This window comes from Rheinheimera texasensis DSM 17496 (genome assembly GCF_000711985.1).
Taxonomy (GTDB): Bacteria; Pseudomonadota; Gammaproteobacteria; order Enterobacterales; family Alteromonadaceae; genus Pararheinheimera; species Pararheinheimera texasensis.
This window is the reverse complement of record NZ_JONU01000008.1, coordinates 307,279-327,727: the sequence shown is the minus strand read 5'-3', so window position 1 is coordinate 327,727 and position 20,449 is coordinate 307,279. Positions and strand designations below refer to the sequence as shown.

The 20,449-nt window shown below is 54.2% G+C and carries 17 protein-coding genes; 6 read left to right on the top strand and 11 right to left on the bottom strand.

What is annotated here, in order from left to right; translation table 11 throughout:
- Positions 1-25: 25 nt before the first annotated feature.
- The 5 genes from parE to nudF form a co-directional block, all read right to left on the bottom strand.
- Positions 26-1,918: a DNA topoisomerase IV subunit B gene (gene parE, locus Q399_RS0107415; protein WP_031567284.1), complete on the bottom strand. Its 1,893-nt coding sequence runs from the start codon at positions 1,916-1,918 to the stop codon at positions 26-28.
- An 81-nt stretch (positions 1,919-1,999) separates the two neighbouring features.
- Positions 2,000-2,575 carry a YqiA/YcfP family alpha/beta fold hydrolase gene (locus tag Q399_RS0107410; protein ID WP_031567281.1) on the bottom strand — a complete coding sequence of 192 codons (576 nt, stop codon included), beginning with the start codon at positions 2,573-2,575 and terminating at the stop codon, positions 2,000-2,002.
- Positions 2,572-3,324: a metallophosphoesterase family protein gene (locus Q399_RS0107405; protein ID WP_051685857.1), complete on the bottom strand. Its 753-nt coding sequence runs from the start codon at positions 3,322-3,324 to the stop codon at positions 2,572-2,574. The genes Q399_RS0107410 and Q399_RS0107405 overlap by 4 nt, the downstream gene beginning before the upstream one ends.
- Positions 3,321-3,788 (bottom strand): DUF1249 domain-containing protein, encoded by a 468-nt coding sequence (locus Q399_RS21040; protein WP_245612851.1) that lies wholly within the window; start codon positions 3,786-3,788, stop codon positions 3,321-3,323. The genes Q399_RS0107405 and Q399_RS21040 overlap by 4 nt, the downstream gene beginning before the upstream one ends.
- A complete protein-coding gene (nudF, locus tag Q399_RS0107395) occupies positions 3,776-4,447 on the bottom strand; it encodes an ADP-ribose diphosphatase (RefSeq protein ID WP_051685836.1) in 672 nt (223 codons plus the stop codon). The genes Q399_RS21040 and nudF overlap by 13 nt, the downstream gene beginning before the upstream one ends.
- A 114-nt stretch (positions 4,448-4,561) precedes the next feature.
- Between nudF and tolC the strand changes: the two genes are divergently transcribed.
- The 3 genes from tolC to Q399_RS0107380 all read left to right on the top strand — a co-directional run bounded on the left by tolC (position 4,562) and on the right by Q399_RS0107380 (position 7,615).
- A complete protein-coding gene (gene tolC, locus Q399_RS0107390) occupies positions 4,562-5,863 on the top strand; it encodes an outer membrane channel protein TolC (protein WP_031567273.1) in 1,302 nt (433 codons plus the stop codon).
- 124 nt (positions 5,864-5,987) lie between these two features.
- On the top strand, positions 5,988-6,929 hold the full coding sequence (gene lpxL, locus Q399_RS0107385; RefSeq protein ID WP_031567271.1) for an LpxL/LpxP family Kdo(2)-lipid IV(A) lauroyl/palmitoleoyl acyltransferase: 942 nt from the start codon (positions 5,988-5,990) through the stop codon (positions 6,927-6,929).
- 80 nt (positions 6,930-7,009) lie between these two features.
- Entirely contained in the window at positions 7,010-7,615 is a 606-nt protein-coding gene (locus Q399_RS0107380) for a TcpQ domain-containing protein (RefSeq protein ID WP_031567269.1), read from the top strand.
- On the opposite strand, the gene glnE is transcribed toward Q399_RS0107380, so the two are convergent.
- Positions 7,612-10,425 (bottom strand): bifunctional [glutamate--ammonia ligase]-adenylyl-L-tyrosine phosphorylase/[glutamate--ammonia-ligase] adenylyltransferase, encoded by a 2,814-nt coding sequence (gene glnE, locus Q399_RS0107375; RefSeq protein WP_031567267.1) that lies wholly within the window; start codon positions 10,423-10,425, stop codon positions 7,612-7,614. The genes Q399_RS0107380 and glnE overlap by 4 nt on opposite strands.
- 14 nt (positions 10,426-10,439) lie before the next feature.
- Positions 10,440-11,360, bottom strand: a complete 921-nt coding sequence (locus tag Q399_RS0107370) for a CYTH domain-containing protein (protein ID WP_051685835.1) — start codon at positions 11,358-11,360, stop codon at positions 10,440-10,442.
- 150 nt (positions 11,361-11,510) lie between these two features.
- On the opposite strand from Q399_RS0107370, the gene Q399_RS0107365 reads away from it, so the two are divergent.
- Positions 11,511-12,182 carry a TIGR04211 family SH3 domain-containing protein gene (locus Q399_RS0107365; RefSeq protein WP_031567263.1) on the top strand — a complete coding sequence of 224 codons (672 nt, stop codon included), beginning with the start codon at positions 11,511-11,513 and terminating at the stop codon, positions 12,180-12,182.
- 69 nt (positions 12,183-12,251) lie between these two features.
- Here the strand turns inward: Q399_RS0107365 and Q399_RS0107360 are convergent, their stop codons facing one another.
- Both Q399_RS0107360 and Q399_RS0107355 read right to left on the bottom strand, forming a co-directional pair.
- Positions 12,252-12,830 (bottom strand): DUF7010 family protein, encoded by a 579-nt coding sequence (locus tag Q399_RS0107360; protein ID WP_031567261.1) that lies wholly within the window; start codon positions 12,828-12,830, stop codon positions 12,252-12,254.
- 105 nt (positions 12,831-12,935) lie between these two features.
- A complete protein-coding gene (locus tag Q399_RS0107355; protein WP_031567259.1) occupies positions 12,936-13,430 on the bottom strand; it encodes a winged helix-turn-helix transcriptional regulator in 495 nt (164 codons plus the stop codon).
- Positions 13,431-13,567: 137 nt separating this feature from the next.
- Between Q399_RS0107355 and putA the strand changes: the two genes are divergently transcribed.
- Both putA and Q399_RS0107345 read left to right on the top strand, forming a co-directional pair.
- Entirely contained in the window at positions 13,568-17,350 is a 3,783-nt protein-coding gene (putA, locus tag Q399_RS0107350) for a bifunctional proline dehydrogenase/L-glutamate gamma-semialdehyde dehydrogenase PutA (protein WP_031567256.1), read from the top strand.
- Positions 17,351-17,506: 156 nt separating this feature from the next.
- The gene (locus tag Q399_RS0107345) at positions 17,507-18,613 is read left to right on the top strand and encodes a cyclic di-GMP phosphodiesterase (RefSeq protein WP_031567254.1); all 1,107 of its coding nucleotides are present in this window, start codon (positions 17,507-17,509) and stop codon (positions 18,611-18,613) included.
- 6 nt (positions 18,614-18,619) lie between these two features.
- Here the strand turns inward: Q399_RS0107345 and Q399_RS0107340 are convergent, their stop codons facing one another.
- A complete protein-coding gene (locus tag Q399_RS0107340) occupies positions 18,620-19,438 on the bottom strand; it encodes a general secretion pathway protein GspB (RefSeq protein WP_031567253.1) in 819 nt (272 codons plus the stop codon).
- Positions 19,439-19,456: 18 nt separating this feature from the next.
- Positions 19,457-20,377: an ExeA family protein gene (locus tag Q399_RS0107335; protein WP_031567250.1), complete on the bottom strand. Its 921-nt coding sequence runs from the start codon at positions 20,375-20,377 to the stop codon at positions 19,457-19,459.
- Positions 20,378-20,449: the final 72 nt, after the last annotated feature.

Here is a 20,449-nt window from a genome sequence, read left to right as displayed (position 1 = left end):
AACGACCGGCGCGCGCTGACAATCCTCAGGCCAGAATCGCGCGGTCGCCTTTGTGCTCCAGCCAGTCCTTGCGGTCATTGGCGCGTTTTTTCGCCAACAGCATATCCATCATTTCCAGTGTCTGACGTTCATCGTCAATGGTCAGTTGCACCAGACGGCGGGTATTGGGGTCCATCGTGGTTTCGCGCAGTTGCAGAGGGTTCATCTCGCCCAGGCCTTTAAAGCGTTGCACGTTGATTTTCCCGCGTTTTTTCTCAGCTTCAAGCCGGTCGAGAATGCCGTTTTTCTCGTCTTCATCGAGCGCGTAATACACATCTTTGCCGATGTCGATGCGGTACAACGGCGGCATCGCCACAAACACATGCCCGGCTTCGACTAAGGCGCGGAAGTGGCGGACAAACAACGCGCACAACAAAGTGGCGATGTGAAGACCATCAGAATCCGCATCGGCCAGAATACACACTTTGCCGTAACGCAGTTGTGACAGGTCGGCAGAGTTCGGGTCCAGGCCAACCGCCACTGAAATATCATGCACTTCCTGCGACGCCAGGATTTGTTCAGATTCAACTTCCCAGGTATTGAGTATTTTTCCGCGCAGCGGCATCACTGCCTGATATTCACGATCGCGCGCTTGCTTGGCAGAACCACCGGCTGAATCCCCTTCCACCAGAAACAGTTCGGAACGACTGACATCTGAGCCGCTACAATCAGCCAGCTTGCCGGGTAGCGCCGGGCCGGCCGTGACTTTTTTCCGCACGATTTTCTTTTCAGCACGTAAACGTTTTTGTGCGTTATTGATGCAAAATTCCGCCAGCGTCTGTGCAATGTCGGTATGTTCGTTCAGCCACAGGCTGAAGCTGTCTTTGACCACTCCGCTGACAAAACTCGAAGCCTGCCGGCTTGACAGCCGTTCTTTGGTCTGACCGGCAAACTGTGGTTCCTGCATTTTCAGCGACAGAATATAAGCGCAGCGGTCCCAGACATCTTCCGGCGTCAGTTTGATGCCGCGCGGCAGCAGATTGCGGAATTCACAGAATTCACGCAGTGCTTCCAGCAAGCCCTGGCGTAAACCATTAGCATGGGTACCGCCCTGCGCAGTTGGGATCAGGTTGACGTAGCTTTCAGTTAATAGCTCGCCGCCTTCCGGCAACCACAACACCGCCCAATCCACCGCTTCGGTACTGGCGCTGAAACTACCGACAAAAGGCTGTTCCGGCAGCGTTATACAATCTTTGACCGCATCAACCAGATAATCGCGGATGCCGGCGATATAACACCAGCTGTAGCTTTGTTCGTTGACTTTGTCGTCAAATTTAACGGTGAGGCCCGGGCACAACACCGCTTTGGCCTTCAGCACATGCAACAGCCGGCTGACCGAAAACTTCGATGAATCAAAATACTTCGCATCTGGCCAGAACCGCACGCGGGTACCGGTATTGCGTTTGCCGACCGTACCAGTAACGGCCAGCTCACTGACCTTATGGCCGTGTTCAAACGCCATGTCATAGACGTTGCCGTCACGGCGCACAGACACTTCGACACGGGTCGATAAGGCGTTCACCACCGAAATACCGACGCCGTGTAAGCCACCGGAGAACTGGTAGTTTTTATTGGAAAATTTACCGCCGGCATGTAGCCGGCATAAAATCAGCTCAACCCCGCTGACGCCTTCCTCCGGGTGAATGTCCACCGGCATACCACGGCCATTGTCGATGACTTCAATCGACTGGTCGGCATGCAAAATCACCTGCACTGTATCGGCATGACCGGCCAAAGCCTCGTCAACGCTGTTGTCGATGACCTCCTGCGCCAGATGATTAGGCCGCGTGGTATCGGTATACATCCCAGGGCGACGTTGCACCGGCTCAAGGCCCGTCAGGACCTCGATGGAATCGGCATTATATTGTTGTTCTGTCATGCATAGGTTCCGGAGTCTGAAATGCGATTCAAGCGTGGGTCGCGCGGGACTGCGCCCGCAGCTGTATCAATCCACAGTGTTTTACGCTAATTGGCCGAAATTGACAATATCCGCCAGCCGGCTTTGCAGGTTCTGGTAGCTGTGATCGCCGCCTTCTTGTACATCTAACTGACATTGCAGATAAAAATCCTGCGCCTGACGATAGTCGAGCACTTCATCGCCGGTTTGCAATAACACCAGGTAATGAGCCGGTTGTTGCAGTTGCCTGACCTGCAGTTCCTGCAGTTGCGGCAAATGTTCAGCACGCACTTCATAGTGCTGCATCCGCACCGGATGAAAATAACGGCCGAGATGCTGCTGTAACAGAAGATGTGGCCGCACCGCCGGATTAATTAACACGGCGCGACAGCCGAACTGTTCGGCCAGCGCCGTGGCTAAAAAGCCGCCAAGCGAGCTGCCAATCAGCAAATCAGGCTTGTTGTGCTGACACAACTGCTGCAGTTCCTGCCAGGCTTCAGCCGGTGTGTAGGGTAAATCCGGCACTGATAACTGATGCTGTGGCAAATGCCGCTGAAAATAATCACGCACCAGCACAGCTTTTTCCGACTGTGATGAGCTGGCAAAGCCGTGTAAGTAAACAATATGTTTGGACGTCAAAAGGTTAAAAACTCCCATTGCAGTTCGCCGCTGGCATGAAAAGTCCAGCGACAGGCCCGCGGGCCCTGATCTTCGGTTTGCCAGTCTGGTGTCTGTAAAAATTGCACTGAACTGGCCGGGCAGCCGACCTGAACAAAATGCTGCTGAATAAACTGGTAGGCATGATGACAATGGCCATGCGCCAGGCCCCGCAGACGAGGCTCCCGCTCTAATAACGCCAATAAACCGGCTTTGTCCTGCTGGTCAAAACGGTCGATAAAGCTGCCGATCGGCAGCAGGTGATGATGACAAAACCAGAAAATTGGCTGATTACTGCTATCGCCCAGCCACTCTTCCAGCTCTGAAAGTCGTTCAGGCGGAAAATTACCGGCCGGCGTGTCGCCTTTACTGTCCAACAACCACAACTGCCAGCCCGGCAGCTGCAGCCGCCGCTCGCTCCGGCACGGTTGAATTTGGCCAAGCGCATCAAGCGCAGCGCGTTCGTCGTGGTTACCCGGCAATAAAAACACCGGTGCCGGCCAGTCGGCCAATAGCTGTTGTAACAAAACATAGGATGCCGGACTGTGATCTTCGGTCAGGTCACCGGTCAGAATTAACAGCGGCGCTTCCGCACGCAGACTCTCAAGTACCCGTTCTAAATGCCGGTAAGGCCGGATGCCCTGATACTCAGCGTCCGGCGCAGCCAACAGATGGCAATCGGTGATTTGTACCACGGTTCCACAGGACCAGGGAAAAACTGCAGATGTCACAGCAACACCACAGCGCTGCACAGGCCTTGCGCCCGGCACAGACTCAGCCAGTCTCGCAGCAACAGATTGATCTGGCGTTTTTCGTCAGGCTGCAGCATGTCAGTATTCGGATAGTCGTAGACCGCTTTAAATTGCCGCACCTGCTGACAGGCAACCACTTCAGCGAGGCGCGCGTCATGATAGAGCCGTACGTCAAATTGGGGCCTTAACCAGCTACTCAGGCGTTCAGACAACGCCGGAGTCTGAATATGTTCAATCCGTACTGTGCTGGTGAATTTGCAAAGCTCCTGCAATCTCACTTCGTACTTGTCCAGGGCGCTGACCTGAATTTGTACCGCATCGCCAACCTGACCTGCCCTCGGCAATAAATGCCGTAGCTGCGCATAATTGCGCTCGCACAAACTTAAAAAGTCCGGTACGTAAGGCTGGTAACGCCGCGGTTTTGCCAAACTCATCGCTGACATCTGTCCTCTTTTGACTGTGCCGCCGGGACCGCCCATTGCTGGCGTACCGACTCCAGGTGCAAAGATAACCATTGTAACGCAATGACCGTCGCGGCATTGTCGATTTTACCGGCATTCAGTAAAGCGATTGCCTGTTGCCGTTGCATGACATGAACTTTGATATCTTCATGCTCTTCCGCGAGACCAAACACTCCGCCCTGTACAGACCCACACAGCTCGCCGAGATACAGATGAATGCGTTCTGTAGTGCCCCCCGGGCTGCTCAAGTAACTGAGCATAGGCACCAGCCGGCCAAGTGTCAGGCCAGCCTCTTCTTCAGCTTCCCGCCTCGCCACTTGCTCGGCATCTTCAGCTGGGCCAAACATACCGGCAACGGCTTCCAGCAACCAGGGCGAGGCCGAACCGGGTAAAGCGCCCAAGCGAATTTGCTCGATCAACACCACTTCGTCAGTCTGTGGATTAAAAGGCAAAACCACGACGGCATGACCGCGTTCGAACATTTCCCTTGTAACAGTCTCACTCCAGCCACCGCGAAATAAACGATGACGGAACTGATAGGATTTCATCGTGAAAAAACCCTGAAAAACGGTGCGTTCACCGCTAATTTCAACATCCGCCGCAGTGAATGTCGGATAATTTATCTCCTTGATTTCAGGCATATCAGGACTCACATTCTGTTACACTTGGGGCGACAACTTTTACGCTATCGGTTCGACTTAGTGTACGCGAACACGTTAATATCCGTTCAATTTTGTTTTCCATGGAACCTGGTTATGAAAAAAACTGCTTTATGTTCATTGGTGTGCGCGGCCCTCGGCTTGTTCAGCCTGCAAGCCAGCGCGGAGAACCTGCAAAACGTTTATCAGCTGGCACTGAAAAAAGATCCGCAAGTGTTAAAGTCAGCCGCCCAGCGCGATGCTGCCAAAGCGGGGATTGATATCAGCAAGGCAAACTTCCTGCCTGACATTAGCCTGACATCGACAATCGGCAAATCCCGTGAAGACCAGGGCGCTGGCATGAGTGCCACAGGTACCGGCTACACCAATCGCCTCAGCCTGTCTCAGACAGTATTCAACTGGGGAGATTGGGAGCGTTTATCCAACGCCGAAAAAACTGCGCTACAAGGCCAGATTTATTACAACGCCGCGTTACAGGGCCTGATTGTCCGGGTATCACAGGCTTATTTTAACGTGCTGAGCGCCAATGATGACTTAACCTTCGTCGTCGCCGAAAAACGCGCTGTGGAACGTCAGCTGGAGCAAACCAAACAACGTTTTGCAGTCGGTCTGACCGCTATCACTGATGTGCACGAAGCGCAGGCGCAGTTCGACAGCGTGGTGGCCCGAGAAATCGCTGCGACTAACGCGCTGGAAAATGCGCGTGAATCTTTGCAGGAAATTACCGGCGAATACCATTCACAATTAAGCCCGCTCAATACCGCTCAGTTCAAACCAACAGCACCAAAACCAGCCAATGTAATGGAATGGGTTGCTGTGGCCGAAGGCAGCAGCCTGGATTTACAAGCGCGCAAACTGGCGGTGGAAATTGCGCAAAACAACATTGATCTGGCAGAAGCGGGCCACTATCCGACTGTAGGCCTGAGTGCGACAAAAACACTGATTGACAGCCGCAACATTCCGCAGCAGGATTCCGAAAGCCTGAACCTGAACCTCAATGTGCCAATTTATTCCGGTGGTGCAACCACAGCCTCCACTGACCAACAACGCGCCAACTACGTGGCCACCAGTGAAGATTTAGAACTGGGTCACCGCTCTGTGGTGCGTCAGGTTCGCGTTAACTATAACAACGTCGGCGCCGCTATCGCCGGTATTAAAGCTCTGGAGCAAGCCGTGGTTTCGGCGGAAAGTGCGTTAAAAGCCACTGAAGCTGGTTTTGAAGTCGGTACCCGGACTATCGTCGACGTGCTGATCAGCACCCGTAACCTGTTTGATGCGCGCCGGAATCTGACCAAACAACGCTACGATTACATCCTGGCTGTGTTATCGCTGAAACAGGCGGCCGGTACGCTCACTGAAGCCGACCTCGCCACTGTGAATGCCGCGCTCGGCGCATAATAGCTCCGTCATCATTCGCTAAAACAGGCCACACCGGACAGACCAGTGTGGCCTTTTTGTTTGCAGGCTTTGTTTCCTGCCGCTTTTGGTTACAATACCGCGTTTTCCGCTCCGAGGACTTATTGTGTATCAGGCGCCCCCCTTTACCCTGTCGTTACTTCACCCGCGTTATTGGCTGCTGTGGCTGGCTCTTGGCATTGCCTATCTTATCAGCTGGTTGCCATATTCCTGGCTGATGGCGCTGGGCCGGGGTTTGGGCCGGCTTAGTTTTAAACTGCTGAAATCGCGTGGCCGCATCGCAAGGCGTAACCTTGAACTTTGTTTTCCTGACATGCCTGCTGCCGAACGCGAGCAACTGGTGCGCCGCAACGCCGAAGAAACTGGCTGCGCCGCCATTGAAACACTCATCGGCTGGTGGTGGCCAACCTGGCGCATCCGCCGCATAGCCCATTTTAAAGGTTACGAACATATTCAGGCGGCATTAGCGCAAGGCAAAGGTGTGTTGTTGCTGGCTTCGCACATGCTACATCTGGAAGCTGCCTGCCGGGTGTTTGGTCTGACGCATCCGAGTGTTGGTTTTTACCGGCCACACAACAACGCGCTGATGGAGTTTTTTATGTATCGCGGCCGCAGTCGCGGCAATAAATTTATGATCGGCAAACGCGATGTCAAAGCTCTGCTTAAAGCGTTGAATGATGGCGAAGTGTGTTTCTATCTGCCGGATCAGGACTATGGCCGCAACCGGGCTATCTTCGCGCCATTTTTTGCCGTTCCAGACACCGCCTGTACTAACGGCACCCTGCTGTTTGCCCGATCTGCCAATTGTGTGGTGATCCCGATTTATACCAGTAAATTACCAGACCAGCAGGGCTATCAGATTGAAGCGCTGCCTGCACTAGAGGACTTCCCCGGCGATGACGATTATCAGGCCATTTGCCGGGTGAATCAGTGGGTAGAGCAAGCCATCCTGAAGCATCCGGAGCAATATATGTGGGTGCACCGCCGGTTTAAAACCAGACCTGTTCCGGACGCACCCTCGCTTTATGACAACAAGAGTGACATATAACACTGTGACATGATTTGCAGCTGGAATCCCGCCGGCACAAGGTTTAGTATGAGGTGTCAGCACAATACAGGGCAGTTTTCATGGGATTCTGGTTTAAGCACATCGTCGCTTTGGTATTTTTATTAGGTCTGGCGGCCGTTCTGTTGTTGTATCCTGATTTGCTGACACCAAAATCTGAGCCGGCGAAAGTACAGATTAAAACAGCTGCAGCGATGGAGTTCACCAACTTCTACGAACAACTGCGTTATTCGCTGGATACCAGCGTGGATAAATCCAAAGAGTTCATCATCAAGCTGACCGACACCAGCGACCAGTTAACCACCAGTCTGGAAAACCGGACCAATACGGTACCGGAAATGCCGGAGAACTGGAGCGGTACTATAGCCAACCGCAAATTCGAACCGGGCAGTAAAGTGCGTGAGCACATGATGGATTTTGCCCGGCAAGAACAGATGGAACTGTTCTGGACTTTGCCACGCGATTACGTGGTGAAACATTATTTCCAGAGCGAAGGCGACTATCTGAAAACGTTAAAGGATATCGCAAAGGCGATAGCACCAGATTTTGAAAACCCGGTGCGTGCTTATTTTTGCCCCAAACAACGCGCGGCAGTGCTGACCGATAAAGCCAATCTGTTTCTGGAACAGAACTGCCAGCACCTGAACGCCGAAGAGGTCAAACGCTAATCTGTGGCGACAAACTGCTGCCAGGCAGCACGAACCTGTTGCTCGGCAACCGATAAATCCTCTTCCGCCGCCCCCTGCGCCGGCGCCAAAGTCTGGCGGTGACTGATCCCACGCAGCTGCTGATAAGCCTGCTGCAACTGCTGCGCCTGTGCCAATGGCATCAGGCCCGCCTCAGCCGCAGCATCCAGAATGCGAATGTTGTCGCTGTATTGGTACAATGCCGGATATTTCGCTGCATACCCCAGCACCAGAAACTGGCTGATAAATTCCAAATCGACAATACCACCGGCTTTGTGTTTGACTTCAGTTGAGGCAACGCCGTGATGCTCCCGCAGTTTTTGCCGCATGTCGCGTACCTCAGCCCGTAATGCTGCCAGGTCCCGCGATTTTCCCAGAATTTCGGCGCGGATCTGCTCAAATCGCTGCGCGATCACCGGGTCACCATAAATCAGCCGGGTGCGCACTAAGGCCTGATGTTCCCAGGTCCAGGCGTCCTGGCGCAGATAATCACCATAAGTGTCGACATGCACAGTCAGCAGCCCGGCATTGCCGGATGGTCTTAGTCTGGTATCCACTTCATACAGCAGACCGCTGGCGGTGCGGGTGGTACACAGATGCAAAATGCGTTGTACCAGTTTCAAATAAAACTGCCGCGAATCGATGCCGCGTTCGCCGCTGGTGGCAGCCAGTGAATCACACTGATGTAAAAACACCAGGTCCAGATCTGAACCGTAACCCAGCTCCAGCCCACCCAGCTTGCCATAGGCCACCACGGCAAAGGCCTTGGCACTGTGCGCATCCAGCCCGGCCGGATAACCGTATTTGTCGCTCATTTGCTGCCAGGCCAGCTCGACGACTTTCTCCACCAGCGCTTCGGCCAACCAGGTCAGATGGTCGGATACTTTCATCAGCGGCAAAATCCCGGTGATATCCGCCGCCGCGATGCGCAGCGTTTGCGCCTGTTTGTACTGGCGCAGGCTTTCCATCACTAATTCCAGATCATCTTCCGGTACGCGCAGCATTTGCTGACGGAGCCTATCCCGATAATCGGCACTGGTCGCCACCTGATACAACTGCTCCGGGTCAATCAGTTCATCCAGCAACATTGGGTAGCGCGCCAGATGTTCGGCCAGCCAGCCACTGCGGCCACAGAGCCGCACCAGTTGCTGCAGCGCCGGTGGATTTTCAAATAACAGCTCGAGGTACGCAGTGCGGGACACGATTTGTCGCAGCACGCCGAGCACCCGCTCCAGCACTTGTGGCCCGGCTTGCTCCTGCGCCACCACATGCAGCAGCAGCGGCAGCAATTTGGCCAGTAATTCGCGGCCACGCGGCCCAACCTGACGCTTTTGGCTGTCGGTTTTAAATTGCTGAACTTGCTGAATTAACAACTCCGCCGCCGCAACATCTAGCCAATCCAGATGTTCTGCCAGCTCAGCGGCAGTCTGTTCACTGTCCCACAGCAGGCGGCCTAACAATAACTCCTGCGGTTCGGCATTGTCTTCCTGGGCAATCACCTGACGGAACTGCTGATGAATACGCGCCATAGCATCATTGATTTGCTGCTGCAAAGCCGGCCAGTCGGGAGCACCCAGCGCCAGCACCAGCCGCTGCCGGCTCAGCGTATCGGCCGGTAAAGTCTGGGTTTGCTGGTCGTCCAAGCCTTGTAACCAGTGCTCGACACGGCGCAGCAACAGGTAATCGCTACGCAGCATTTGCTCAGCTTCAGCATCCAGCAAACCTTCCTGACGCAGTGCCTGCATCGCGGCAAATATCGATGGCTGCTGAATAGCCGGGATACGGCCGCCACGAATCAGCTGCAACGTCTGAATGATAAATTCAACTTCACGGATACCACCGGCGCCGAGTTTAATATTATCAACGCGGTTACGCCGGCGGTTTTCCTGTTCAATCAGCTGCTTCATCCGGCGCAGTGATTCAATGGCTGAGAAGTCGATATAACGCCGGTAGACAAAAGGCTTCAGCATCGCCTGCAGTTCCGCAGCAAAAGGCGCCACCGGATTTAAGATCCGCGCTTTGAGCATGGCGTAGCGCTCCCAGTCACGGCCCTGCGCCTGATAATAATCTTCAAAGGCGGCAAAACTCAGCACCAGCGGGCCGCTGTCGCCAAAAGGACGCAGCCGCATATCCACCCGATAAACAAAACCGTCCGCTGTGGTTTGATTCAGCAGCAGAATGATTTTTTGCCCGAGTTTGGTATAAAACTGCTGGTTTTCAGTGCTGCGCCGGCCCCCGTGGGTGTCGCCGTTTTCCGGGTAAACAAAAATCAGGTCGATGTCAGAGGATAAATTCAGCTCGCCACCACCGAGTTTGCCCATGCCGAGGATTAACAGCGGCATGACGCGTCCGGCAGCATCAAGCGGCTGGCCCCATTGTGGAGTCAGTTCCTGCCAGGCCCATTGATAGGCCAGATTAATCAGTTGGTCCGCCAGCTGCGACACCCGTTGCAGTGCCTGTGCTATGGACTGACCACGCAACAAATCGTCGGCCAGACACTGACACAAACTGGCGTTACGGTAACGCCGCAGCGCCGCCATTGCCTGCGCTTCGGTATGCGGCTGCGACCAGTCCGGTGCGCTGAAACCGGCCTGCCCACTGAGAAACCCTTCCAACAGCTGTGGCTGAAGTTTCAGACAACGACCGATAAAGGGGCTGGCCGCGAGCAATTGCAGAAGTTGGGCTTCCTGCGCTTTTTCCAGTTCAAAATCAAGCTGAGCACGTTGCAGCGCCAGCGGCGCTTGCAAATCCGCAGGATATTCCGGCAAAACGACAGACGACAGCGATCCCATAATCAATCTCCGGATCAGGCGGTTAAAACGTGACTGTTGAGTGTGGCAGGGTCAAGCAACCAGATACTGTATTGCAGCAACCACAGTTGCAGCGCCTGCGATGCAGGTTGCGGCCCCAGTGCTGCAGCGGACTGAAACAGCACGGCAGCCGCAGGTTCCGCCGCCAGCCGCGTCTGCCACTGCTGCCATTGTGTCGACAGCTGCAGATCGGAGGCAAGCTGCCGGCTTACCAGCAATTGATTGCGTAAGAATTTACTGAGCAGATCTGCGGTTGAGTCAGCCGGCGCAAATTCTTGCCAGCACAGCGGTGTTTGCTGTGCCAGCAAATAACCGCGCTCGGCTTTGGACTGCACGCCCAGCATCAACGGAAAGCGTTGCAGCAGTTGCGTGCACAGTGCGAATATTTCACTGACCGCACCAGCTTGTAATTCCAGCTCCAGTTCACAAATTGGCTCTTCATGACCACCGCCAGCGACAAAGCCCTGATCAAACACCAGTTCGATGCGGGCACCGGCTTGGGTTTGTAGTAACCAGGTCTCACGGACAAAATCGGTGCGGAATAATTCAACCAACTGCTGTTGTAAGGCGGCGACGTCGGTACCTGTTGGCCAGACTTCGGCCGGAAATGCGCTTAGCACCGGCACAACGCCGCCGACCGGCACATTATATTCAGGCCGGATATGCGCAGCGCCATGTTGCTGACCGGCGAGCTTCAGCGTTTGCTCAAACTGGCCTTGTTTCTGCCGGGTGCGCAGGCCGCTGTCATGGCGGCGAAACCAGCGGTCGGCGGTATCAAAATAGGCGTTCAGCAGCGTCTTGCTGCCGGCGGGTTGCACCGCGGCCAGCTGCTGACGGCAATAGTCTGTCAGTACCGCAAAAATGGCAGCAGCATGCTGTGCCGGTAACAACAATTTCAGTTCCACTTCCAGTGACATAACACCTGATACCCTGTGCAGCAGTAATTGTCAGGCACACTAAGCCAGCCCCTTTGATGCTGCAAGTGTTTTTGCTTGTCATCCTCGGCACAACTCCCTATGATCGGGCGCATTCATGCTTGTTGCTGCTTAAGCCCACCGGGATTTGTTATGTCTACTCTGAAATCTGCGATTGCCGCCACCTTGCTGGCCAGTTTTGTTGTCTCAGCCCAACAGGCTGCGGTGGAGCAAACCACCACAGCGGCCAGCACACCCGCAGCCGCACAGCCAGCGGCAGACACCACCACAAAACCTGCGGTTGCAGAAAAACCTGCTTTTATTATTGATAGCTTAAGTACACCGTTACGGTCCGGCCCTGGGACTGAATACCGCACTATTTCCACAGTTCGTGCTGGGGAGTCTGTAACTTTTATTGGCGACAATCCGGCCAACGGCTTTGTCAAAGTCCGGGATAATACCGGTGCTGAAGGCTGGCTCAGCGGCGACTATGTCACTTATAACGCCAGCCCAAAAGCAAACTTGGAAGCGTTAAAACAACAGCTCAGCCAGCAGGAAATGATTGCAGCACAGTTTGAGCAGGAGCGGCAGACGCTGCAGTCCGAAGTCAGCAAAGCTCAGGCTGAGCGTGACGAAGCCGTTAAAGCGGCAGAGCTTGCCAAACAGACTACGGCCCAACTGACTGCCCGTCTGGCTGAGGAAAACCCGGAATTACTGCAGAATAAAATGGTGATTGGCGGCGGTATTTTATTAGGCGGCATTTTATTTGGTCTGATTTTGCCGTTGATCACACCAAAACGCCGGCGCAATGATCGCTGGATGTAAGAAGTCAGCGCTGGTTTAATCAGCAGAAATAATAAAGGGAGCCGCGGCTCCCTTTTTGTCATCTGCACTTTATGCCGTGACATCCGCAGGTGTCACTTGCTGTGCCCGGTAACGCAGCTCCAAAACCGGAATCGTGAAGCCATAACACAGCACCACAATCAGTGGTTGTAACCAGAAACTATGCTCCGGCAGCGCCAGATAAGCCGCAACACAAGCCACAGTCCGCACCATAGTATGTAGATAAGCTACCGGTGCTTTGGCCAATACACCAAACACCAGCCACATCAGCCCGGTCTGCACCGCTAAGGCAAAAGGCAGCGCCTGATAGTTTTCCATAAACAGCGGAATACTGATGGCAAACACCAGAAAACTCATCCCTACTGCAGCCAGAAACACAGTGTCGAACCAATTGCGCTCGGTGTTTTTCTGAAAACTGATGTTTTCACCGGTCAGGCGGGAAATCGCCATCGCCAGGTAAATAATACTACCGGTGCCGATAAAAGTCGCCATCACCTGCTGATAGGGTGTCAGCACAAAAGACAAACCACCAATCAAAGCCCAGATGATTGCACCGGACAACGGCATCGCCAGATAACGTTTGCTACGAAATTCAATCAGTTGCTGGTCTAAAGTTTTGTGGTTTTGCATGGCACACCTCCGTCAGTTGATGAACTGAGTATCCTGAATCCAGCGAATTGCCGGCAGTGTGCTTTGTCATCAAAAGCCATGACATTTGTCATGGCTGATACGGTTTCAGGTTTTGTCGGGCGTTTTGTCATCCAGCGGCAACCCCGAATCCTGTTTCACTTGCTCAATCACTACATAAGTGTGGGTTTGCAGCACGCCGGGTAAATCAACAATGCGCCCCAGCACTGCACGGTACGCTTCCATACTGGATAAACGCAGTTTCAGCAGATAATCAAAACCACCGGCGACCATATGGCATTCAGCCACCTCGGCGATTTGCACCACCGAGTCGCGGAACTGATCAAAAATAGCGCCTGTGGTGCGATCCAGCGTGACCTGAATAAAAGCCGCAGTACCCAGCCCCAGTTTTGAGGCCGATAACTTAGCGCCATAACCGGTGATAAAGCCTTCCTGTTCCAGTTTACGCACCCGGTCAATACAAGGGCTGGGGCTTAAGTTGACGCGTTTGGCCAGCTCGACGTTGGAAATCCGGCCATCCTTTTGCAGAGTGTCTAAAATGGTTCTGTCGATGCGGTCTAACGGCCGGCCTTTGGCATTCATAGCGGTTTCCGTATTTTTTCTGGTTAAAGCATTATAAAACCAAATTATGTAGGGTTTAAATCGAAATTTAGCCACCAAATACGGTAGTGCTTTCACTAAAATGCAGCATTTATTTTAAATCAACCGGGATAAAAATTATGCTATTTCACGGCGACCTCCCCGCTCCAAGCCCATTGCGTCAAACCCTGCGTCAGTTCTATCGTGCCGACGAAGCTCAGGTACTGGAAACTCTGTTACCGCTGGCCGACATCGGCGATCAGGCCCGCTCCCGCGCCTGGGAACGCGCCCGCCAGCTGGTGGTGAATATCCGCCAGGCGCAGATTGGCAAAGGCGGTGTGGATGCGCTGCTGAATGAATTTTCGCTGTCGACCGAAGAAGGTCTGGTGCTGATGTGTCTGGCCGAAGCGCTGCTGCGGGTACCGGATAAACACACCGCCGACCGTTTAATCCGCGACAAATTATCTAACGGTGACTGGAGTTCGCACTTAGGCAACAGCGAATCCTTATTCGTCAACGTCTCGGCCTGGGGTCTGTTACTGACCGGCAAACTGGTCAACTACAGCGACGAGCACAAAAAAGACCAGTTTGGCCTGTTAAAACGCACCTGCGGCCGCCTCGGCGAGCCGGTGATCCGTCAGGCCGTGCGTTACGCCATGCAAATCATGGGCACCCAGTTTGTGATGGGCACCACCATCGACAAAGCGGTAGAACGCGCCACTGAACTGGAAGCCAAAGGCTTCACTTACTCTTACGACATGCTGGGCGAAGGCGCCCGCACGATGGAAGATGCCGACCGCTACTTCCAGAGTTATATGATGGCGATTAATGCCATCGGCACCGCAGCGAAAAAACGCGGCCCGCTGAAAAGCCCAGGCATTTCCGTCAAGTTATCAGCGATTCACCCGAAATACCGTTTCTCGCACCGTGACCGCGTGATGTCTGAACTGGTACCGCGTTTAAAAACCCTGGCGTTAGCCGCCAAAGGTTATGACATCAGCTTCACCGTCGACGCCGAGGAAGCCGACCGCTTAGAACTGTCGATGGACGTCATCGAAGCGGTGTTTGCCGACAAAGATTTAGCCGGCTGGGAAGGTTTTGGCCTGGCGATTCAGGCGTATTCCAAACGCTGCCTGCCTTTAATCGAGTGGCTGCGTGAACTGACAGTCCGGGTTGGCCGCAAGCTGATGGTCCGTCTTGTTAAAGGCGCATACTGGGACAGCGAAGTCAAAATCAGCCAGATTGAAGGCCATAACGACTTCCCGGTATTCAGCCGCAAACCATCCACAGACGTGTCCTATCAGGCCTGTGCGCGCAAACTGCTGGACTACCGCGACAGCATTTACCCGATGTTCGCCACCCACAATGCCTACACCGCGGCCACTATTCTGGAAATGGCTCCGGATCGTACCGGTTATGAATTCCAGCGGCTGCACGGCATGGGCGATGCGCTCTATGACCAAATCGTCGCTGAAGACAAAGTACCATGCCGAATTTATGCACCGGTCGGTGAGCACTCAGACCTGCTGGCTTATTTAGTGCGTCGTCTGCTGGAAAACGGCGCCAACAGCTCATTTGTCAACAATATCGTCGACGAAAGCATTCCGGTAGAAAGCCTGCTGACCGATCCGGTCGAGCTGGTGCGCAGCTGGAAACACAAACGCAATACACAAATCCCGCTGTCAGTGAATTTGTATGGCGATGAGCGCAAAAACTCCAAAGGCATTGATTTAACTGAAGTGGATGCCATTACGCCACTGCGCAACAATATGCAGCAATGGCTGAGCGTCGCAACTCAGGCGGCACCGGTGGAAGACGCCAAAGCGGTGCGTAACCCGGCGAATCATGCCCAGGTGATTGGCTATGTCGAACACCACAGCCCGGAACAGATGAAAGCAGCGATTGACCGTGCCGAGGCTGCGTTCCCAGCCTGGAGCAGCACGCCGGTGGCCGAACGCGCGCGTTTGCTGAACGTCTTAGGCGACGCCCTGGAAGCGCATCGTGACGAACTGATGGCGATTTGTGTTAAAGAAGCCGGTAAAACCGTGCCGGACAGCGTGGCGGAAATTCGTGAAGCCGTGGACTTCTGCCGTTATTACGCTGCCCGCGCCGAAGCCATGTTCACCGGCACCCCAGTGCAAAGCCGTGGGGTGGTGCTGTGTATCAGCCCTTGGAACTTCCCACTGGCAATCTTCTTAGGTCAGGTCACAGCTGCTGTTGCCGCTGGTAACACTGTGATTGCCAAGCCGGCCGAACAAACCTCATTAATCGCCATTCGGGCAATTGAACTGTGGCGCGCCGCCGGCCTGCCGGCTGGCGTAGTGGAACTTACCATCGCACCGGGCCGTATTATTGGTGAGCATGTGGTACCAGACTTACGCATTCAGGCGGTGATGTTCACCGGTTCAACGGAAACCGGCAGCTGGATCGCGCGTAAACTGGCCGAACGGGGCGGCGAGCCGGTGCCGTTAATCGCCGAAACCGGTGGCCAGAACTGTATGATCGTCGACTCCACCGCGCTGCCAGAACAAGTGGTCGATGATGTGGTCTCTTCCGGCTTCCAGAGCGCCGGTCAGCGCTGTTCCGCGCTGCGTGTGCTGTTCCTGCAGGAAGATGTGGCCGACAAGATCATTCACATGATCAAAGGCGCAATGAAAGAATTACACGTCGGCGACCCGTCATTGTTATCCACTGATGTCGGCCCGGTGATTGACCAGAAAGCACTGACGGGCCTCACCGCGCACGTGAAGTATCTGGAAGGCAAAGCCAAACTGCATTACGAGTGCCCAATTCCGGCTGGCGAAGGTCATTTCTTCTTCGCACCGCGACTGTATGAAATCGCTAATCTGGCGGTGTTGCAACGCGAAGTTTTTGGTCCTGTTGTGCATATCATCCGCTTTAAAGCAGAGCAGCTGAACGATGTGATTGCACAGATCAACGCAACAGGCTACGGCCTGACCATGGGCGTGCATAGCCGTATCGCCGAAGTGACGGCGCAGGTGGCGCGCGAAGTCAAAGCCGGTAACATCTACGTCAACCGCAATATGATTGGTGCTGTCGTTGGCGTGCAACCATTCGGTGGCCGTGGTTTGTCCGGTACAGGTCCAAAAGCCGGTGGTCCGTTCTACTTAACACGTCTGATCAAAGACAATCTGCAGGTCACTGAAGCACCATTGTCTGAAGACAAAAAAGCCAGCCTGCTCGCCGCATCTGGCCATGACAATGCATTGCAGCAAAGCCTGCAGCTGGCAGCCAAAGCGCAGGTCGACTGGCAGAAAAAAGACATCACGGCGCGCAGCTCTGTGATGCGTCAGTTCCTCGCCCAGCTGGCATCTAATGCCGTGGTGGTGAAACAGGAAGGCGATCTGGCGCAAGTGCTGGCCAGTGCGCGTGGCCTGATTGGCCATATCGAAAAAGAACTGGCGGCCCCTATTCAGCTGCCAGGACCTACCGGTGAATCGAATCAACTGCACCTGGAAGCCCGTGGTGTCGTGGCCTGTATTCGCGACGAATCGGCCTGCTTTAAATACTGGATCTTGTCGGTTCTGACCGCTCTGGCAGCGGGTAACGCTGTGGTTGCGGTAGTGGAAGACAAAGACTTTGCCGAAGCGGAAGCTGTGCGCAAAGTGCTGCTGAACGCCAATCTGCAGCCAGCGCTGTTTGTTGTGGCGAAGCTGACGCAACTGAAAGCCCTGATCAGTAACCCGCTGATCGCGGCCGCAGTGATTGAAGCCGGCAGTGCGGTCAAAGCGCTGACCGGCGAACTGATTGCCGCCCGCGATGGCGCGATTTCACCACTGGTGACTACACCTGCGGATGAGCGCCTGTTACACCGTCTGGTCACGGAAAAAACTGTGACTATCAACACCACAGCAGCCGGCGGCAACGCTTCGCTGATGACGATGAGCGACAACGCGGTTTAATCTCAGTCCACGTCCATCAAGGCCCGCCAGCTGTGCGGGCCTTTTTTTATTTGTATCACTGATGGGAAGCATCAAGGTACAACGCCCAACTACCGGACTTTGCAATTTGGTACAGTTTTGCTTAATGTGCAGTGACATGCTTCGCGGATAACTCAAATGGCAAAACAGCTGGTACCAATAGATGATCTGCAACTGGGCAGCTATGTCACAGGCGTTGCCAGTCAAACCGGCGATGTCGTGATCAAACATGCCGGCTGGGTTCGTAGCGAACTGTTAATAGAAACGTTAAAACAAAAAGGTGTTTCGGCGGTATTTATCGACCCGGAGCAGCAACTGCCGCCACCAAAAGAACTGCCGGCCGCGCCAGCGGAGAGCGCCACACCGGTTGTAAAGCCCAGAACCGACTTCATGCAGGAATGTGCCCGCACTGAACTGGCTTTGCAAAGTACCCGTCAGCAAACCGCTGTCACTTTTGAGAAAATGGCTCACGCCGATAGTGTCGACCTGACCCAACCCAGCCAAAATTGCGACAAACTGCTGGAAAGCAGCAGCCGCAATCCGCAAGCTTTGCTCTATCTGCAACAGGTGCTGCAAGAAGACGATGCGCTGCTGCGCCATGCAATACGTTGTGCTTGTCTGATGGCGGCGTTCTGCCAGACCTTACAACTGCCGGAAACCACAGCGCAGCAATACACGCTGGCGGCGTTACTGCATGACGCCGGCAAAGCGCAGCTGAAGCAGCTATTTCCACAGGAGCAGACCACAGATCTGGCCGCTCTGCCTTATAGTCTGGCGCTGCTGGAACAGTCTGCCTGCTCAGCGGAAGTGCTGGATACGGTAGCAGGCCATCTGGCGCCTTTGGCTGAGCAATCTGCCGGTGCGCAGCTGCTGGCCATCGTCAATCGGTACGCCAACTTACAAGAGCTGGTGGAACAAAATAAACTCAGTGGCCAGCAACTCAGCGCTCAGCTGCTGAAATCAGCCGGACAAAGCTTAGATGCGAAGCTTACTCAGCAGTTTTTATTGGGGATTGGTTTGTATCCACCAGGTTCTGCCGTGCGGCTGAGATCCGGCAAGCTGGCGCTGGTACTGGAAAATCATCCGAAGTATGCCGACAAACCCAAAGTGAAATTGTTTTATCACAGTGTGCACCGGCATCATCTGCCGGCAAAGGTATTAGATTTGGCCAAACTACCGGAGGAGCAAATTGTCGGCGCCGCAGATCTGAGCGAATTTGCCCTCGACCTGCGACAGTATTTTTAATGATATTCAAGGCTGTGTTTTCAGCCGGTACGACCATTCAGACAAGGCTTCCATACTGAACATCTGCCGGCCGGTTTGCATCAATACATAGTTCGGCGTGATTTCTTTTAATTGAATATCCGCCGTGATCCACTGGCCTTCCTGTAAATCTTTACCATTGACTTTCACCCAGCGCTGCTTGGGTTCAGTTGCATACACATGCGCTTCAAACCGTAGCGGCGCTATCTGACGTTGCAATGTGTCATCCAGTGTGCGGATATCGCGGGCCGGCGCGGCATGTTCTGTCACTTTGGCTGGGCGGGTCGTACCTTTGGCGGCCTCCAGCGCATATTGGAATTTGTCTTTTAATTCCTGAGGAACCTCATCTGCACTGAGTTCAGCTTGTTGTGCCGGTAGATCTGCTACCGGCGCGTCCGGGTCTGCTTCCTGCATCGGCGTGGCTTCATCAAACTGTTCCAGCACTGCGACTTGCTCGTCCAGGCTCTGCCCCTGGGATTCTCCGCGCTCGGCGGAAATCACCAGCTGTTCCTCCTGCTCTTCTGCAGTTGGCACTGCGGTTAAATCACTGAGGATGAGGCCAGGGTTTGCCGGCGGTAAAGCCGGTGCACTGACCACTGCGATGGGCGCAGGCGCCACAGCAGGCGCGGGTTCAACAGCAGGTTGCTGCGTCAGCCAAAACGCCAGCGCAAAGCCCAGTCCCAGACCACACAGCACCAACAAAACGATAGCCAGATACTGCCAGCCGCGCCCCGGCATTGCTTGCGGTGCGGCGGTGTCAGCGGCAGTCTGATTCTGCTGTTTTAGTGCATCCATTAATAACGACATAAAAAACCCGGACTCCGGTTAAACTGAGGTTTGTAACCATAACAAGGACAGACTGACGCCAAGCGCCAGACACAACACAAACAACAATGGCCAAAGCCAGACCGGCAACGTCGCTTTGGCGGCAGCCGGCTTAATCGCCAGAATTTCCGCCGCTGCCAGTTCAATTAACCGGCCATCGACCTGGGCTTTTTGCTGGCTGTAGCCGCCTAACAAAGCGCGGTCGCACAGCAAATTTAACAGACGTGGAATACCACCGGAAAATTCAAATAATTTTTTCAGCGCCGCTTCGGTAAATACCGGTCTGCTGCAACCGGCCACCTGCAGCCGGTGTTCGACATAATACTTCACTTCAGGCAAGGTCAGCGGCATTAAGTGATACCGCGCCGTGATCCGCTGGGCTAACTGACGTAAATCCTGCCGTTGCAATAACTGCTGCAGCTCCGGCTGACCAATTAAAATCACCTGCAGCAATTTCTTGGTATTGGTCTCCAGGTTGGTCAGCAACCGCAACTGCTCCAGCACTGCCGGCTGCAGATGCTGCGCTTCGTCGATGATCAGAATGGTATTGATGCCGGCCTGATGGTTTTTTTGCAGTTTGCCGGTGATTTTATCGGTCAGCAGTTTCAGGCTGGCATCGGTTTTTTTGTAGCGGATTTTCAGCTCATCACAAATCGCCGCCAGCAGTTCCAGTTCAGATAATGTCGGATTGAGGATAAAAGCCACTTGCGTATTGGCCGGTAACTCGGCCAGCAAACACCGCGATACCGTGGTTTTACCGGTCCCCACTTCACCGGTCAGCAATACAAAGCCCCCTGCATCGCCCAGCCCATAACGTAAATGCGCCAGCGCCTCAGTGTGGCGATTGCCCAGATACATAAATTCAGGGTTGGGCGCGATGGAAAACGGCTGGCTGTTCAGGCCAAAAAATGCGGTGTACATGGCTTCCTGCTCAGACCTGGAGCGCAATTGTTGCTGGAGCGTTATAATGGCAAAAAATCACCTGTCAGGAAA

What these genes read in the sequence shown, in the direction of transcription:
- tolC (WP_031567273.1), top strand. Translation starts at nt 4,562, where the DNA reads ATGAAAAAAACTGCTTTATGTTCATTGGTGTGCGCGGCCCTCGGCTTG.
- parE (WP_031567284.1), bottom strand. Translation starts at nt 1,918, where the DNA reads ATGACAGAACAACAATATAATGCCGATTCCATCGAGGTCCTGACGGGC.
- Q399_RS0107355 (WP_031567259.1), bottom strand. Translation starts at nt 13,430, where the DNA reads ATGAATGCCAAAGGCCGGCCGTTAGACCGCATCGACAGAACCATTTTA.
- putA (WP_031567256.1), top strand. Translation starts at nt 13,568, where the DNA reads ATGCTATTTCACGGCGACCTCCCCGCTCCAAGCCCATTGCGTCAAACC.
- Q399_RS0107360 (WP_031567261.1), bottom strand. Translation starts at nt 12,830, where the DNA reads ATGCAAAACCACAAAACTTTAGACCAGCAACTGATTGAATTTCGTAGC.
- Q399_RS0107365 (WP_031567263.1), top strand. Translation starts at nt 11,511, where the DNA reads ATGTCTACTCTGAAATCTGCGATTGCCGCCACCTTGCTGGCCAGTTTT.
- Q399_RS0107380 (WP_031567269.1), top strand. Translation starts at nt 7,010, where the DNA reads ATGGGATTCTGGTTTAAGCACATCGTCGCTTTGGTATTTTTATTAGGT.
- Q399_RS0107340 (WP_031567253.1), bottom strand. Translation starts at nt 19,438, where the DNA reads ATGTCGTTATTAATGGATGCACTAAAACAGCAGAATCAGACTGCCGCT.
- nudF (WP_051685836.1), bottom strand. Translation starts at nt 4,447, where the DNA reads ATGCCTGAAATCAAGGAGATAAATTATCCGACATTCACTGCGGCGGAT.
- Q399_RS0107335 (WP_031567250.1), bottom strand. Translation starts at nt 20,377, where the DNA reads ATGTACACCGCATTTTTTGGCCTGAACAGCCAGCCGTTTTCCATCGCG.
- glnE (WP_031567267.1), bottom strand. Translation starts at nt 10,425, where the DNA reads ATGGGATCGCTGTCGTCTGTCGTTTTGCCGGAATATCCTGCGGATTTG.
- Q399_RS0107370 (WP_051685835.1), bottom strand. Translation starts at nt 11,360, where the DNA reads ATGTCACTGGAAGTGGAACTGAAATTGTTGTTACCGGCACAGCATGCT.
- Q399_RS0107345 (WP_031567254.1), top strand. Translation starts at nt 17,507, where the DNA reads ATGGCAAAACAGCTGGTACCAATAGATGATCTGCAACTGGGCAGCTAT.
- Q399_RS21040 (WP_245612851.1), bottom strand. Translation starts at nt 3,788, where the DNA reads ATGTCAGCGATGAGTTTGGCAAAACCGCGGCGTTACCAGCCTTACGTA.